The organism is Salinibacterium sp. GXW1014, assembly GCF_044769865.1.
Taxonomy (GTDB): Bacteria; Actinomycetota; Actinomycetes; order Actinomycetales; family Microbacteriaceae; genus Homoserinimonas.
Genome location: NZ_JBIZWA010000002.1, coordinates 29,320 through 44,881, shown reverse-complemented (window position 1 = coordinate 44,881; position 15,562 = coordinate 29,320). Strand labels below are relative to the sequence as shown.

General features: G+C 67.1%; 13 protein-coding genes. 4 read left to right on the top strand and 9 right to left on the bottom strand.

Features of this window, described 5'->3' with window-relative positions:
• Position 1 precedes the first annotated feature (1 nt).
• Positions 2-2,041, top strand: a complete 2,040-nt coding sequence (locus ACIQK7_RS09940; RefSeq protein WP_403024168.1) for an alpha-1,4-glucan--maltose-1-phosphate maltosyltransferase — start codon at positions 2-4, stop codon at positions 2,039-2,041.
• A complete protein-coding gene (glgB, locus tag ACIQK7_RS09935; RefSeq protein WP_403024165.1) occupies positions 2,038-4,194 on the top strand; it encodes a 1,4-alpha-glucan branching protein GlgB in 2,157 nt (718 codons plus the stop codon). The genes ACIQK7_RS09940 and glgB overlap by 4 nt, the downstream gene beginning before the upstream one ends.
• A gap of 4 nt (positions 4,195-4,198) precedes the next feature.
• On the opposite strand, the gene ACIQK7_RS09930 is transcribed toward glgB, so the two are convergent.
• On the bottom strand, positions 4,199-5,143 hold the full coding sequence (locus ACIQK7_RS09930; protein ID WP_403024162.1) for a tetratricopeptide repeat protein: 945 nt from the start codon (positions 5,141-5,143) through the stop codon (positions 4,199-4,201).
• Entirely contained in the window at positions 5,140-6,921 is a 1,782-nt protein-coding gene (locus ACIQK7_RS09925) for a hypothetical protein (protein WP_403024160.1), read from the bottom strand. The genes ACIQK7_RS09930 and ACIQK7_RS09925 overlap by 4 nt, the downstream gene beginning before the upstream one ends.
• Before the next feature lie 299 nt (positions 6,922-7,220).
• Here ACIQK7_RS09925 and ACIQK7_RS09920 point away from each other — a divergent pair, with 299 nt between their 5' ends.
• Positions 7,221-9,800 (top strand): DivIVA domain-containing protein, encoded by a 2,580-nt coding sequence (locus tag ACIQK7_RS09920; protein ID WP_403024157.1) that lies wholly within the window; start codon positions 7,221-7,223, stop codon positions 9,798-9,800.
• 15 nt (positions 9,801-9,815) lie between these two features.
• On the top strand, positions 9,816-10,859 hold the full coding sequence (locus ACIQK7_RS09915) for an AI-2E family transporter (protein ID WP_403024154.1): 1,044 nt from the start codon (positions 9,816-9,818) through the stop codon (positions 10,857-10,859).
• A 16-nt stretch (positions 10,860-10,875) separates the two neighbouring features.
• Here ACIQK7_RS09915 and ACIQK7_RS09910 read toward each other — a convergent pair whose 3' ends face one another.
• From ACIQK7_RS09910 to pyrH, 7 genes are all read right to left on the bottom strand, one after another.
• The gene (locus tag ACIQK7_RS09910) at positions 10,876-11,598 is read right to left on the bottom strand and encodes an alpha/beta hydrolase (protein WP_403024152.1); all 723 of its coding nucleotides are present in this window, start codon (positions 11,596-11,598) and stop codon (positions 10,876-10,878) included.
• 9 nt (positions 11,599-11,607) lie between these two features.
• Positions 11,608-11,901 (bottom strand): hypothetical protein, encoded by a 294-nt coding sequence (locus ACIQK7_RS09905; protein WP_403024149.1) that lies wholly within the window; start codon positions 11,899-11,901, stop codon positions 11,608-11,610.
• A 13-nt stretch (positions 11,902-11,914) separates the two neighbouring features.
• Complete coding sequence (locus ACIQK7_RS09900; protein WP_403024146.1) at positions 11,915-12,499, bottom strand: transglycosylase SLT domain-containing protein; 585 nt, start codon at positions 12,497-12,499, stop codon at positions 11,915-11,917.
• A 114-nt stretch (positions 12,500-12,613) separates the two neighbouring features.
• Positions 12,614-13,165, bottom strand: coding sequence for a DivIVA domain-containing protein (locus tag ACIQK7_RS09895; protein ID WP_403024144.1), 552 nt, complete (start codon positions 13,163-13,165; stop codon positions 12,614-12,616).
• A 37-nt stretch (positions 13,166-13,202) separates the two neighbouring features.
• Positions 13,203-14,189: a phosphatidate cytidylyltransferase gene (locus tag ACIQK7_RS09890; protein ID WP_403024141.1), complete on the bottom strand. Its 987-nt coding sequence runs from the start codon at positions 14,187-14,189 to the stop codon at positions 13,203-13,205.
• Positions 14,190-14,744, bottom strand: a complete 555-nt coding sequence (gene frr, locus ACIQK7_RS09885; protein ID WP_403024138.1) for a ribosome recycling factor — start codon at positions 14,742-14,744, stop codon at positions 14,190-14,192.
• Positions 14,745-14,789: 45 nt separating this feature from the next.
• Positions 14,790-15,506 (bottom strand): UMP kinase, encoded by a 717-nt coding sequence (gene pyrH / locus ACIQK7_RS09880; protein ID WP_325208712.1) that lies wholly within the window; start codon positions 15,504-15,506, stop codon positions 14,790-14,792.
• Positions 15,507-15,562: the final 56 nt, after the last annotated feature.

Sequence of the window (15,562 nt, the reverse complement as noted above, 5' to 3'; positions counted from 1 at the left end):
CGTGGCTACACCGAAACCGACCCCCCAGCGCGCGACGGCCGACTACACACCGAAGACTGGCCGCATCGCCATCCGTGACCGCAGTCCGCAGCAGCCTGAGAACCACTGGCCGGCCAAGTCATTCGTGGGCGAGGTCGTGCCCTTCGAGGCGACCGTCTTCATGGAGGGCCACGACATCCTCCGCGTCGACCTCCTCCTCAGCGACCCAGACGGCACGCAGGAGAGGCACCGGATGCGCCCGGTCGCTCCCGGCACCGACCGCTGGCGTGCCGAGGTGCAGGTCTCGACGACCGGGGTGTGGACCTGGAGCGTGCAGGCTGCTGTCGATGAGTGGGCCACCTGGCTGCACAACGCAGAGATCAAGGTGCCTGCCGGCATCGACGCCGAGCTCATGATGGCGGAGGGTGCCGCGCTGCTGTCGGCCGCGGCGAGCGCCAACCCCGCGCTCAGGGACGCGGCGACGGTGCTCGCCAACACGAAGCTCTCGCCGGTGGAACGCCTGGCCGCGGCATCCGACTCCAGGCTCGCTGCCGAGATCGAGCGCGCGCCCATCACGAGCCGCACGACGCTCAGCCTGCCCCTCGACCTCCGCGTCGAGCGCACGCGTGCGGCGGTCGGCAGTTGGTACGAGTTCTTCCCGCGCTCGGAGGGGGCCAAGCAGAAGAAGGACGGCACCTTCAAGAGCGGCACCTTCCGCACGGCGGCCCGCCGCCTCCCCGCTGTCGCGGCGATGGGCTTCGACGTCGTCTACCTGCCGCCGATCCACCCCATCGGCACCGCCTTCCGCAAAGGACCCAACAACACACTGAATGCAGGCCCGAACGACCCCGGTTCCCCGTGGGCGATCGGTGCGAAGGAGGGTGGCCACGACGCCGTCCACCCCGACCTCGGCACCCTCTCCGATTTCAAGGCCTTCGTCTCGACCGCGAAGAAGGCCGGGCTGGAGGTCGCCCTCGACCTCGCCCTGCAGTGCTCCCCCGACCACCCATGGGTGTCCGAGCACCCGGAATGGTTCACGACTCGGGTCGACGGCTCGATCGCCTACGCCGAGAACCCGCCCAAGAAGTACCAGGACATCTACCCGCTCAACTTCGACAACGACCCCGAGGGCCTCAGCCGCGAGGTGCTGCGCATCGTCGAGCACTGGATCGCGCAGGGCGTGCAGATCTTCCGCGTCGACAATCCGCACACGAAGCCGCTGTGGTTCTGGGAGTGGCTGCTGCACGAGGTGAACTCGAAGCACCCGGATGTCGTGTTCCTCGCCGAGGCCTTCACGCGCCCGGCGATGCTCCGCTCGCTCGCCCAGATCGGCTTCCAGCAGTCGTACACGTACTTCACCTGGCGCAACACCAAAGAAGAGCTTGAGGAGTACCTCACCGAGCTCACGCAGGAGACCGCCGACTACCTGCGGCCCAATTTCTTCGTCAATACCCCCGACATCCTCACCGAATACCTGCAGTTCGGCGGGCCAGCCGCCTACAAGGTACGCGCGGCAATCGCGGCGACCTCCTCGCCGACCTGGGGCGTGTACTCGGGATACGAGCTGTTCGAGGATGTCGCGCGCCCCGGCTCCGAGGAGAACATCGACAACGAGAAATACGAGTACAAGGCGCGCGACTGGGAGGCCGCCGAGGCCGAAGGTCGCTCGCTCGCGCCCTACCTTCGCCAGCTCAATCGCATCCGCTCGGAACACCCCGCGCTTCGACAACTGCGCAATCTCGACGTGCACTGGAGCGATGACGACTCGGTCCTCGTCTACAGCAAATACCTCGACGGGCGGTACATCCGCTCTGGCCAGTCCAACGGGCTCATCATCGTCGCCAACGTCGACCCACACACGGTGAGGGAGACCATGGTGCACCTCGACCTCACCCGCCTGGGCCTACAGCACGGCGACGAATACGAGGTGACCGACCTCATCACGAAGCAGCGTTTCACCTGGTCAAGCGACAACTTTGTGCGCCTCGACCCGTTCACGGAGCCCGTGCACATCCTGCGCATCGACTACCGGAGCACCAGCGAAGGGAACGCCACGGCATGACGCGCGACACCACCCTCGAGACCGGCACCATCCTCGCGATCGCCGAGGGGCGGCATCCGCACCCCCACAGCGTGCTGGGGCAACACGAGCGCGACGGCAGCGTCGTCATCCGGGCGCTTCGCCCGCTCGCCGCGGCGGTCGAAGCGGTCTTCGACGACGGCTCGCGCCTGGCACTCGCGCACGTCGCGGAGGGGTTGTGGCAGGGTGACGCGCCATCCCCCGCGCTCCCCTACCGACTCGAGACCCGCTACGAGGGCGCCCCCGCGTGGATTACCCACGACCCCTATCGCTTCGGACCCACGCTCGGCGAGATGGACGTATACCTGTTCGGCGAGGGCCGACATGAAGAACTGTGGCGGATGCTCGGAGCCCGCTTCACGACGCATGAAGGCGTTGAGGGCACGGCGTTCGCGGTGTGGGCACCGCACGCGCGGGCCGTGCGCATCATGGGCGACTTCAACGGGTGGAACGGCGTCGGTCACGCCATGCGTCGCCTCGACGACAACGGGGTCTGGGAACTCTTCATCCCCGACCTTGAACCCGGCAGCAACTACAAGTTCGAGATCCTGACCCGCCATGGCGACTGGGTTGGCCGCGCCGACCCCATGGCCCGCTACACCGAGGTGCCACCCAAGACCGCGTCGGTCGTGGGCAGGAGCAGCTACCAGTGGGGCGACAACGAGTGGCTCGCGCAGCGCGCGGAACGCGACCCGCACAACACCCCCATGAGCGTCTACGAACTCCACCTCGGCTCCTGGCGGCCCGGGCTCGGCTACCGCGACATCGCCGATCCGCTCATCGACTACGTGACCGACTTGGGCTTCACACACGTCGAGTTCATGCCACTCGCCGAGCACCCCTATGGCCCCTCCTGGGGCTACCAGGTCACCGGCTACTACGCGCCGACGAGCCGTTTCGGTCACCCCGACGACCTGCGCTACCTCATCGACCGCCTCCACCAAGCGGGCATCGGCGTGCTCATGGATTGGGTGCCGGGGCACTTCCCCAAAGACGAGTGGGCGCTCGCGAACTTCGACGGCATGCCGCTCTACGAGCACAGCGACCCCCGCCGCGGCGAGCAGCCCGACTGGGGCACGCTCGTGTTCAACTTCGGCGACTCGCAGGTGCGCAACTTCCTCGTCGCCAACGCGCTCTACTGGCTCGAGGAGTTCCATATCGATGGCCTCCGCGTCGACGCCGTCGCGAGCATGCTCTATCTCGACTATTCGCGCGACGAATGGCTGCCCAACGAGTTTGGCGGCCGCGAAAATCTCGAGGCCATCAGCTTCCTGCAGGAGGTCAACGCGACCGCCTACAAGCGCTACCCCGGCATCGTCATGATCGCGGAGGAGTCGACCGCCTTCCCGGGCGTCACGCGCCCCACAGCGGGCAACGGCCTCGGCTTCGGCCTCAAATGGAACATGGGCTGGATGCACGACGCCCTGCAGTACGTCGCCGTCGATCCCATGTGGCGTTCACACCACCACCACGACATCACCTTCAGCCTGCAGTACGCCTTCAGTGAGAGCTTCATGCTGCCGATCAGCCATGACGAGGTCGTGCACGGCAAGGGCTCGCTCCTCGGCAAGATGCCGGGCGACCAGTGGCAGAAACTCGCGAACGTGCGAGCATTCCTCGCCTACATGTGGGCGCATCCGGGCAAGCAGCTGCTCTTCATGGGGCAGGAGTTCGGCCAGCCATCCGAGTGGAGCGAGCAGCGCGGGCTCGACTGGTGGATCCTCGACCAGCCCGCCCACCAGGGACTCCACCGCCTCGTCGGCGAACTCAACCGTGTCTACGCGGCCGAGCCCTCGCTGTGGCAGAGGGACAATGACCCGCGCGGCTTCCAGTGGCTCGTCGGCGACGACGCCACCAACAATGTCGTGGCCTTCGTGCGCTGGTCGGCAGACCGGCAGCCGGTTGTCGCGATCGTGAACTTCTCCGGCATCCCCGTGGGGCCCTACCGCGTCGGGCTGCCGCAGGCGGGCGAGTGGGTCGAACTCGTCAACACGGATGCCACGGAGTTCGGTGGCTCGGGCGTCGGCAACTTCGGCATGGTCACCGCCGACGAGACACCGTCGCACGGGCAGCCGGCATCGGCGGAACTCACGATCCCCCCGCTCGGCGCGCTCTACCTCAAGCCGCGCCCGTAGCGGCTCAGTAGAGCAGGTTCGTCAGCTGCCGACGGGCGGTGACGACCCGCGGGTCCTCCGCTCCGGCGACCTCGAAATATTCGAGCAGGCGCGTGCGCACGCGGTCGCGGCCGTCTTGGTCGAGCGCGATGAAGAGGTCGAGGAGGCGCGCGAACGCATCCTCGAGGTGACCGCCCGAGACGTCGAGGTCGGCGACATCGAGTTGCGCGTCGAGGTCCTTGGGCGCGTCGGCGGCCGCGGTGCGGATCTGCGCCGCGGTCTTACCGGAGAGCCGGTTGAGCAGCGACACCTGCGCGAGGCCGGCCACCGCGAGCTGGTCACGCGGATCCTGCGCGATGGCCTTCTCGTATGCCGCAATCGCCGTGGGGAAGTCGCCCCGCTCGATCGCGTCGTACGCCTCCTGGTGCAGGGGCGGAAGTGGCTCCTCCTGCGGCTCGGCATCATCTGCCTGCTGGCCGTCCACGGTCACGGTGCCCGAGACACCGTTCTGCGCCGCAAGGGCAAGGAGCTGCTCAAACACGGCCCGGAGCTGGTCCTCGGCGACCTCACCCTCGAACAGCGCGAGGGGTCGCCCCGCCACGATGGCAGCGACGGTCGGCACGGCCGCGACGTTGAACGCCTGCTGCAGCTGCGGGTTACGAGTCGCATCGACGCTCGCGAGCACGAGACGCCCGCCGAAGGACTTGACGACGGATGCGATGCCTTGCCACGGTTCGCCGGCATTGAACTCCACGACCACCGGCACGGTGTTGGAGAGTTCGAGCAGGCCCTGGAGTGCGGCGTCGCCACTCTCGAGCACGAGCGATGGCACGGTCATCGTGCCCGACGCCGGGGCACCAGCCTGCTGGCCGCCGGCCGGAGCGGCTGCCTGCTGCTGGGGAGGCCGCACGAGGGACGAGAGGTCGACGGCACCACGGAGGTGCGCGCCGGAGGGGGGAACGTTGGTCATGGGAGTTCTCCTGCCGCTGTCACGCCTTCGGTCGCCCCAATGAGACGGATCTTCTCGTCACTGCCTGCCGGCGGCACATAGAAGAGCAGCTGGTAGCCGTAGGTGACGAAGACACCCTTGGTCGTCTCGGTGAGGCCAGTCATCAACTTTACCGTCGGCCCCACGCTGATGGTGGCGCCGGCCTCCGTCGGCGTGACGGTCTCGGTGTCACCGAAGTTCAGCGTCAGAAGCGCACCGGTGTCGTTGGTCGCGAGAGCGATGCGCTCGCCCGTTCCCTCCGCGGGGGTCGTTGCGAGTGCCACGGGACCGGAGACTGCGGCGGCACGGGTGGCACGGGCATCCGGACCCGCGATCGCGAGGAAGGAGTCGTTCTCGAGGTCGAACTCCTCGGCGTACTCGCTCGCGGTGCCGTTCAGCAGCACATCGGCATACGCCGCAGCGACCTGCTCGGGCGTGAGCTTCAGGAACTTGTTGTCGGGCGAATAGCGCACGGCGCCGACCGTCTCTGCGGCGACCTGCGGGAAGGGTGCCTCGGTCGCCTGCAGTTTGACGCCGTACTGCACGCGATAGTTCTCGCGCGGGGACTCCTGCTGCAGTACGTAGGCCATCGGCACGACCGTCTCGTCCTCGGGATCCTGCACGATCACGAGCGCAACGCGGGGCCAGGCATCCGTCTGCTGCGGCAGCGAGAGTGCGATCGGCTCGGCATGCACTGTTGTGGGTGCCGGCTGAGCACCGTCGGCGGCGCGCATGACGTAGTTGGACTTGCGCATCTCCAGCGCCGGCCCCTCGAAACGGGTCGCCAGCAGGTCGGCATCGAGCGCCGCGTCGGCCTCGGTGGCAACCGTGGCGATGTCCGCCATGATCGTGCGAAGTTGCGCCTCCGTGACCGCGACATCTTTCAGTGCTGTCACGCTGGCCTCGGCACCCGCGGTCGCCGATGGCGAGGGCTCGGGGGCATCGATGCGCGGCCACATGTCGGGTGAGCAGCCAGTGAACAGGAGTGAGCCGACGAGCAGCCCAGGCACGACGGCGATCCGTGCCCGGCCCGAACGCCGTCCACGCGCGGGAGCATCCGGCTGCGGTGCCGCGGGGCGCACTGCCTTTGCAGCCTTGCGGGCGCTGTACTTCGGCGGCCGCGGCATCTTCTGCCCCTTGCCCGACTTGCGGCGCGGGCCTCGCATCCGACGCCAGTGCGAGAGCGCCCAGAGATAGAGGCCGATTCCCGCGACGAGCAGCACAACACCGGCGACGATGAGCGGTCCAGCCCACGGCGTGCGATTGTCGAGTGGCCACGCGATGCTGACGTCCTTCGGTGCCGCCTCCTCGCCGTCCGACATGACAAGCACAGAGATGCCCTCCGGCACATTGGCCATGAACGTCAGGGCGGCTTCGCCCGTGTACTCCGCCAGCCACAGGTCAGAGCCCAGCGCGCTCGGCACGGTCTCTTCCTCGCCCTCGACGAGTTCCGCCTCGAGCGAGCCCGACTCCTCGTCGAACGTCAGTACGTTGTGGGACGCCTCGCCGACCCAGGCCTGCACGTCGGCAGTTCGGCCGTACACGGCCACGATGTCCCCCGGTCCGCTGATGTTCAGACGCTGCCGGCCGTCGTGTGCGTGGAGTGTCTCGCTCTCGATGAGCGTCAGGGGCGCGTCATCCATCGACGACGTTTCCGCGACGAGACGTTCCGGTCCCGCGAACACGGTTCGCTGGGCGAGGCCGAGACCGATCAGTACGAAGGCAAGAACGAAGCTGACGATCGCTGCTACAAAGCGCAACGAACCCTCCTCTCTCGGTGCCGTGTCGGATCTGGGGTGCCGCCGACACGAAGGATTCCCCGGTCAGTCGGCCAGTGGCGCCCGCTTGTTCGGGTGCCGATACGGCAGGCAAAGACATTCCACACTAGTCATCGAGCCTGTATGCCTCCTAACAGCGGGCTGAATGCCCCGGGATGAAGATGCGAGGAGGATTGCTCACAGAGGAGAACGAGGGCTCGAATCAGGTCGCTGTCCCCCACCGACTAAACTCGGCTAGCGGAACCAGCCGATCGCTGATTCGACGAACACAGGAGACGACCGTGCCCATCGACGAGGGATCGTTCAGCACCACAATGCGCGGCTACAACCGCGAGGAGGTCGACTCCGCCCTCCAGGATCTTCGCCGCGAACTCATCAAGGCCAATGCTGACAAGGCAGAAGCCACCAAGGAGATCAAGCGGCTCAAGGCGACGGTCGACGACCTCCAGGCCGAACTCGACGAGACCGGCAGCCCCACGTACGCGGGCCTCGGCACCAAGCTCGAGAACACACTTCGCGTCGCCGAGGAGCAGTCGACCCGACTCATCAGCCAGGCCGACATCGACGCCGAGAAGCTCCGCAGCACCGTGCAGGCAGAGGTGCAGGCGCTTCGAGCCGAGGCCGCAGAGGCCGCCGACGGCCTGCTCGCCGATGCCACAGCACGCGCCGACAAGATGCTGGCGGACGCGCGCACTGAAGCCGACGACCTTGTCACCCGGGCGCGCACCGAGGCTGAGACGCTGACGCAAGACGCGCTGCGCGAGGCTGCGAGCATCCGTGGTGCTGTCGCAACTGAAGCAGCCGAAGTGCGCACGAGCGCCAAGCGCGAGGCCGCGGCCGTTCGGGCCGAAGCAGAGCGTGAGGTCGCCGAACTGCGTGCTGTGGTGGATCGCGAAGTCGGCGAAGCCCGGGAAACCGCCGCCGCCCTCGCCCGTGACACGGAACGAGGCAGGGCAGAGTTCACGGCCGAGAGCGAGAAGCAGCGCGGCGACCTCGAGCGCGAGATCGAGCAGAAGCGCACCGACCTCGACCGGCACGTTGAGCAGACGCAGGCGGAACTGGCGGCCACCGTCGAGTCCACTCGCGCCGAGTTGGAACGAGAGATCGCCGAGGCCCGCACCTCGCTCGAACTCGACACCGCGGAGGCGCGTGGCGCACTCGAGCGTGACACCCGCGAAGCTCGCGGTGCCCTCGAACGCGAGACGAGCGAGGCGCACGCCGCGCTCGCGCGCGAGACGGCAGAGGCGAAGGCCCAACTCGCGACCGAGACAGCGGATGCCCGTGCTGAGCTCGAACGCGAGACAACCGAACAGCGAGCCGCCCTCGAGCACGAGATCCTCACCCGGCGCAGCGAGCTCGACCGAGAGATCACGAACCGACGCGAGGAACTGGAGCAGGAAATCGCCACGCGCACGGCGGAGATCGCCCAAGAGGTCGACGCCAAGCGCTCCGATATCGACCAGGAAGTCGCGACCAAGCGTTCGGCGATCGACCAGGAGGTCGCCGCGAAGCGAAGTGCGGTGGATCAGGAGGTCGCGAGCAAGCAGTCCGCAATCGACCTTGAAGTATCGACTCGGAGGGACGAGCTCGAACGGGACATCGAGTCGCGCACTCTCGAACTCGAACGCGAACTCGAGACCCGCGCCCAGGAGCTCGAACGCACGATCGAAGCCCGCATGCAGGAGCTCGAACGGGAGATCGAGACTCGTCGCAGCGAGATCGACGAAGAGGTCGACCGCAAGCGCAGCGAGATCGACCAGGAAGTTGCGGCGAAGCGCAACGAGATAGACCAGGAAGTAGAGACCAAGCGCAGCCAGATCGACCAGGAGGTCGACAGCAAGCGCAGCGAGACCGACCAAGAGGTCGCGACCAAGCGCGCGAAGGTCAACCAAGAAGTCTCGTCGAAGCGTGCCGCGATCGACCGCGAACTCGCAGCCCGTACCGCCGAGCTCGAGCAGCATGTGGCAGAGGAGACCGCTCGCCTGCAGGAGGAGACGAGCCGCGTGCGCGGCGAACTCGAGGCGGAGGCCACGCGCATCCGCACGACCCTCGAGCAGGAAGCGGAGCGGGTGCGCGCTGCACTCGAGCGCGAAGCCGCGCAGACGCGTGCCGACCTCGAGGAGGAATCGACGACGACGCGCACGACGCTCCACGAGCAGACGACGCGCGCACGCAGCGAACTCGAAGAAGAGGTCAGCCGCGCCCGGGCCGAACTGGAGCTCGAGATCGCCAAGCGCCGGGCAGCCGCCGAGGAGGAGACGACGACGTCGCTCGAGCGGCTCCGGCACGACGTCGAGAAGCAGCGCAAGGACCTCGCTCGTGAAGCAGCGGCCCAGCGCGCAGCGCTCAAGCACGAGGACGAGACGGTGCGGGCGGCTCTCGCTGCTGAGGCCGATGAGGCACGCGCCACCATCGAGCGAGAGACCGAGCAGGCACGCATCGACCTCGACGTCGAACTCACGGCCCGGCGTGACGAAGCAGAGAAGGACTTCCTGGCGAAACAGCAGGAGGCGGTCGCCCAGACGCAGAAGTACCTCGAGGAGGCCCAGGCCCAACTCGCCGACGCCACCAAGCGCGCAGCCGAGAAGCGGGCGGAGGCCGAGCAGCTCGAGGCGACTTCGAGGGCGGAGGCGCGAGCCCTGCGGGAAGAGACCTCTGCGACCGCAGCGGAGATCCTCGCCAACGCCGAGAAGCGCGCGCGGGCCATCGTCGACGAGGCCGAGCGCGACTCGGCACGGCTCGTGTCGGAGGCCGAGGAACGGCTTGCCAAGATTAGGATCGAGCGAGACGCGGTCGCGGGGTACTTCGAGAACCTCCGTGGCATGCTCAAGGAGGCGGAGAGGATCTCCGGCGACAACTAACACCACGGGAGCCCGATGAAGATCCAGAACGCCTTCCGATTCGGGCTCTTCGCAGCACTCGGCGCGCTCGTCGCGATCGGCATCGGCACGGCGATCGGGAGCCTCGCGACGATTCTCACCTACATCGGTGCCGCGCTCTTCATCGCCCTGGGCCTCGACCCGCTCGTGTCCTTCCTCGAGCGAAAGCGCTTCCCACGCTGGGCAGCCATCCTCACGGTGTTGGCCGGCGTCGTCGGCGCGGCCACGGGACTCGTCTTCGCACTCATCCCGGTCATCGTCGAGCAGGTCGAGCGTCTCGCCGACCAGGTGCTCGAGATCATTGAGCTCACCCAGAACGGCGAACTCGCCAGAGAAGTGCAGCGGATCTTCCCCGCGCTCGACGTGCCTCTGGTCTTCGAGGAGGTCACAAAGTTCGTCGAGGAGCTCGACTTCTTCTCAATCGGCGGTGGCGTCCTCCAGGCGGGCATCGGCATCGCGACCGCCGCCTTCGGGGCCGTGATCATCCTCATCCTGACCCTGTACTTCGTGTCATCGCTCCACACCATGAAGCGCGGCATCTACCAGCTCGTCCCAGCGTCGAAGCGCGGCAAGTTCATCGACATCGCAGAGCAGGTGATCGAGTCGGTGGGACGCTACGTCGTCGGCCAGGCGACCCTCGCGCTCACGAACGGCGTACTGAGCTTCATCTTCCTGTCGATCATCGGCGCCAAGTATTCCGTGCTGCTCGCGTTCATCGCGTTCCTCTTCAGTCTCGTGCCGCTCGTGGGAACGCTCACGGGTTCGACGATCATCGTGCTGGGCGTGCTCGCGTTCAATGGCTGGCCCACCGTGCTCTTCGCCGCGATCTGGTACCTCATTTACATGCAGATTGAGGCCTACGTCATCAACCCGCGCATCATGAACCGGGCGGTGAAGGTCCCGGGCGTGCTCGTCGTCATCGCGGCCCTCGCCGGTGGCGCGCTGCTCGGCGTGCTCGGCGCGCTCGTGGCAATCCCCGTCGCCGCGTCGGTCCTCATCATCGTCAAGCAGGTCTTCATCCCGCGGCAAAACGAGCTCTGAGCCCTCCCGGTGGGGGTCAGCTCGGGTAGGTCGTCGGCAGCGGCGCACGGTCCGGGTTGAGCCGCTCGACGATCTCGTTAAGCACCCTCCGCGTCTGCTTCTCCCCCACCCACAGGTGCTTGCCGTCCTCCACGGCGATGACCTCCGCCTCGGGGACCGCCGCGAAACGCTGCGCCGCCTCGTCTGGACGCAGGAAGTCGTCGAACTCGGGAACGACTGCGATCATCCGCTTGCCGCTGCCCGCCCACGCCGCCAGCTCCGCATCACTCGTGCGGCGCAACGGCGGCGAGAGCAGCACAACGCCGGGGATGTCGTAGCTGCGCCCGTGCTTGAGCGCGACCTCCGTGCCGAATGACCAGCCGACCAGCCAGGGCGCGGGCAGGCCGCGCCAGTGCACGAACTCCACGGCCGCCCGAAGGTCCCAGGCCTCGTCGACACCGTCGCCGAACTCACCGCCGCTCGTGCCACGCGGCGAGGTCGTGCCGCGGAAGTTGAACCGCAGCACCGCGATGTCGCTCAGCGCTGGCAGCCGCGCGGCAGCCTTACGGATGATGTGCGAGTCCATGAAGCCGCCCGCGGTCGGCAGCGGATGCAGCGCGAGCATGGTCGCGACGGGCTCTCGGTCGAGCGGCAGCGCGAGCTCACCCACGAGCGTCAGCCCGTCGCTCGTGTGGAGTTCGATGTCCTCGCGCCGGGCGGGCAGCTCCACGCCAGCCTTGATCTCGATCGTCTCGGTCATCGTGCCTCCCTACTTGATCTTCCAACAGTGCGAATGCCAGTGGCGCCGCTCAGCGAGCGCGCGCTCGTCGCCCAGCATCGAGTCAGCACGCCACGTGACGACGTGCGGAGTGCCGGGCGTGATTGCCGTGGGGCATCCGGGGCACGAGTACGACTTGACCGCTGAAGCGCCCGTCACAGGCTGCACAGTCCACTCGCCGTCGCGCTTCGACTCGGTGCGGCGCCCGCCAAGCACGACGGCCGCGAGGTCGCGCTCCTCCCCTGCTGGCCGACGACGGCCGCGAGGACGATTGGAGCGGGGCATCACCCCAGTGTAGTTAGTACCAGCCCTTGGCCTGGCTGGCCCCCCAGGCGCCGCAGGGCGTGCCGTAGCGGCCCTGGATGTAGCCGAGTCCCCAGGTGATCTGCGTCGCGGGGTTTGTCGCCCAGTCGGCCCCCGCCGAGGCCATCTTGTTGCCGGGCAGGGACTGCGGGATGCCGTAGGCACCGCTCGAGGGGTTGTGCGCGAAGGTGTTCCAGCCTGACTCCTTGTTCCAGAGGGCCACAAGGCAGTCGTACTGGTCGACACCCCATCCGCGTGCCGCGACCATGTCATAGGCAATGGCTTTGGCCGAGCCCGGGTCCGGGCTGCCAGCAGCCGGCGCACCGGCGGAAACCTTGGGAGGCGGCGGCGGCACGTAGCGCTCGGCCTGGAAGCTGTCGCGGCCGAGCGGCTGCAACGCTGCGACGGATGCGACCGAGATCGACTGCGCCACGGCTGCATCCGGAGTCACGGATGCATCGGCACCGGCCTGTGCCGTCTGCGGCATGTTCGGGGCAACCACCGACACCGCCATGACGCCAGCCGCAACCGTGAATGCGAAGATCTGAAGTGCGAGGCGCCCGTGCATACGGGTCGACAACAGGGCATCACCTGACCTGGTTCCCCCGGCCCGGGATGCGCGATGAAACCCTCGCGTACTCACAGTGAACAGACCTTAGCCCACTGGACTGGGAAAATATAGGCCACGTGCGGTTCAGTCAACCGTCTGCATGATGTCGACGACGGCATCCAACACCATGTCGACCTGCGCCTCGCGATAGCCGCCCCGCTGGGGTCGGAATGCCGACCGCCGCACGTCCGACACCGTCAGGGGCTCTCCCCTCGTGAGATACGCGGAGATGCGGTCGGCCAGCGCATCAACCTCGCTCCTGCGGTAGCCGTTCACGAGCAGGTTGACACGTGCGAAACGATTGCCCGAGGGCCGCGCCAACCGGTCAACAATCTCTTGGGCGAGTTCCCGCCGCTGTTGCACGAGAGTGTCCTCGCCGAGATCTGCCGTCAGCCGAGCACGTTCCCGCATCGCGAAGGCGTCTTCGAGTCGCTCAAGTGCCGCGTCCACGTGTTCGGGGGAATATCCTCCCTTGCGCATCGCGAAGGCGGTCAGCCGGATGTCTCCGGCCGAGATGCTCGAAACCTCGCCCCGCTCTGCGGTGTACGCGCGGCGTGCATCCTCAAGGAAGTCCTCAACCTGCTCGATGTCGTAACCGAAACGGTTCCTGCGGGTCTTGGGGAAGGTAGCGCTCACGCACCCATTCTGCCCTACCGAGGCTTGGGACCCGTCGCTATCCGAAGAGGTAGAAGAGCACCCAGGCGGCTGCGGCGCTCGGAAGGATGGAATCGAGGCGGTCGAGGAAGCCCCCGTGGCCGGGCAGCCACGTGCTGATGTCCTTGATGCCGAGATCCCGCTTGATGAGCGACTCGGCGAGATCGCCGATCGTCGCCGTGAAGATCATCGTCAAGCCGAAGATCACGCCAACCCACCACGGCTTCTCGAGCAGGAACACGGTGAGCAGGATGCCCACAGCCTGGGTCGCAACGACTCCGCCCGCGAGTCCTTCCCAGGTCTTGCCCGGGCTGATGCGCGGAGCCATCTTGTGGCGTCCGAAGTTGAGCCCCGTCACATAGGCGCCGATGTCGGCGGCGACCACCGTGATGATGAACGCCAGCACCCAGCGCTCACCGCCATCCTGTGCCGTGAGTAGCACGGCGAAACCGGCCATGAACGGAATGTAGACCTGCACGAGCGTGCCGCCGGCGATGTCGAGCCAGAACTCCTTGGCCGAGACACGGTGGCTTGGGCGCAGCAGCTCCGCCGTGCGCCAGAGTGCGACCAGCGCGATGCCTGCGAGAGCGGCGAACCACTTGCCGTCCGCCCCCAGGTAGAACGCGGCGGGCACTGTCGCGAGGGCTGCGAGCACCGTCGGGAGTCGGGGAACGTTGCGGCCGCCGAAGCGCAGTGCGCTCGCGAGCTCGAACGCCGTGAACCCCACGAGTGCCCCGGCGAAGAGCAGGAACAGTTCCTTGAACACCATGAGGCTCAGCAGGAGCAGGGCTCCGAGCGCCAGGCCGATGGCGATGGCCGCGAAGAGGTTGCGGCCCGCCTTCGCCTCGATGCGCTCATTCGTCGCCTCGAGTTTCGCCCGCTGCGCCTCGAACTGTGCCTTGATGTCTTCAGCGCGCGCCTGGGCGAGCGCCTCGAACTCGTCGCGCTTCGAATGGGCTCGGCCGGATCGCGGCGCGGGCGTGTGGCCGTCCGACTGCTCCGACATTCAGACCTCGAGCAGCTCGGCTTCCTTCTTCTTGAGTGCCTCGTCGACCGCGTCGATGTAGGTCTTCGTGATCGCCTCGAGCTCCTTCTCGCCGCGAGCGATCTCGTCCTCGCCGACCTCGGACTTGAGGGCGTCGAGGTCGTCCTTCGCCTTTCGACGGATGTTTCGGATCGACACCTTTGCGTCCTCGCCCTTGCCCTTCACGAGCTTGACGTACTCCTTGCGGCGGTCCTCTGTGAGTTCCGGGAGCACTGCACGGATGATCGACCCGTCATTGCCGACGTTGGCACCGAGGTGCTCGGCCTTCGCGATGGCCTTCTCGATGTCCTTCAGCGCCGACTTGTCGAACGGCGTGATGATGAGCATGCGCGCCTCGGGATTGTTCATCGTGGCGAGCTGCCCCAGGGGCGTAGGTGTGCCGTAGTAGTCCACCAGCAGCTTCTGGAAGAGGGCGGGGTTGGCACGGCCGGTGCGGACGTTCGCGAAGTCATCCTTCGCCGCCTCGACCGACTTGCCCATCTTGTCTTTGGCCTCTGCCAAAACATCGCTGATCACTGGTGCTCCTTCTGGGTCTGTAGCGAGTGTACCGGCGAGCCGGGGCTAATTGCTGACGAGCGTGCCGATGGCCTCGCCGCGGATCGCCTTCGCGACGTTGCCTTCGGGCTCCATGCCGAAGACCACCATGGGCATGCCGTTGTCCATGCAAAGGCTGAACGCGGTCGAGTCGACCACCTTGAGGCCCTGTACGAGCGCCTCCTGATACGTGACCTTCTCAAGCTTCGCGGCCGCGTCGTTCTTGCGTGGGTCATCGTCGTAGACCCCGTCAACACCGTTCTTCGCGACAAGCACGACATCAGCGCCGATCTCGAGGGCACGCTGGGCCGAGACCGTGTCGGTCGAGAAGTACGGCAGACCAGCACCGGCACCGAAGATCACGATGCGCCCCTTCTCGAGGTGGCGTTCCGCGCGCAGCGGGATGTAAGACTCCGCGACCTGTGTCATGGTGATCGCCGACTGCACGCGGGGCTCCGCGCCCGCCTGCTCGAGGAAGTCCTGGAGCGCGAGCGCGTTCATGACGGTGCCCAGCATCCCCATGTAATCCGCGCGGCCGCGGTCCATGCCGCGCTGGCTCAGTTCGGCGCCGCGGAAGAAGTTGCCTCCGCCCACGACGATCGCGATCTCGACCTCTTTCGAGGCGTCGGCGATCTCACGAGCCAGTCGGCTGACGACGTCGGGGTTCACGCCGAGTTGCCCTCCACCGAACGCCTCCCCCGAAAGCTTCAGGAGCACCCTCCGCTTGCCCGTCTCAGATGTCATTCTCGCTCCCAAGGTCGTCGTGTCTACAGAGTATTGGTTTGGCCCGCGAAAAGGGG

Bases quoted from the DNA above. Each gene is read 5' to 3' on its own strand.
- glgB (WP_403024165.1), top strand. From the start codon at position 2,038: ATGACGCGCGACACCACCCTCGAGACCGGCACCATCCTCGCGATCGCC.
- ACIQK7_RS09930 (WP_403024162.1), bottom strand. From the start codon at position 5,143: ATGACCAACGTTCCCCCCTCCGGCGCGCACCTCCGTGGTGCCGTCGAC.
- ACIQK7_RS09915 (WP_403024154.1), top strand. From the start codon at position 9,816: ATGAAGATCCAGAACGCCTTCCGATTCGGGCTCTTCGCAGCACTCGGC.
- ACIQK7_RS09910 (WP_403024152.1), bottom strand. From the start codon at position 11,598: ATGACCGAGACGATCGAGATCAAGGCTGGCGTGGAGCTGCCCGCCCGG.
- ACIQK7_RS09905 (WP_403024149.1), bottom strand. From the start codon at position 11,901: ATGCCCCGCTCCAATCGTCCTCGCGGCCGTCGTCGGCCAGCAGGGGAG.
- ACIQK7_RS09890 (WP_403024141.1), bottom strand. From the start codon at position 14,189: ATGTCGGAGCAGTCGGACGGCCACACGCCCGCGCCGCGATCCGGCCGA.
- pyrH (WP_325208712.1), bottom strand. From the start codon at position 15,506: ATGACATCTGAGACGGGCAAGCGGAGGGTGCTCCTGAAGCTTTCGGGG.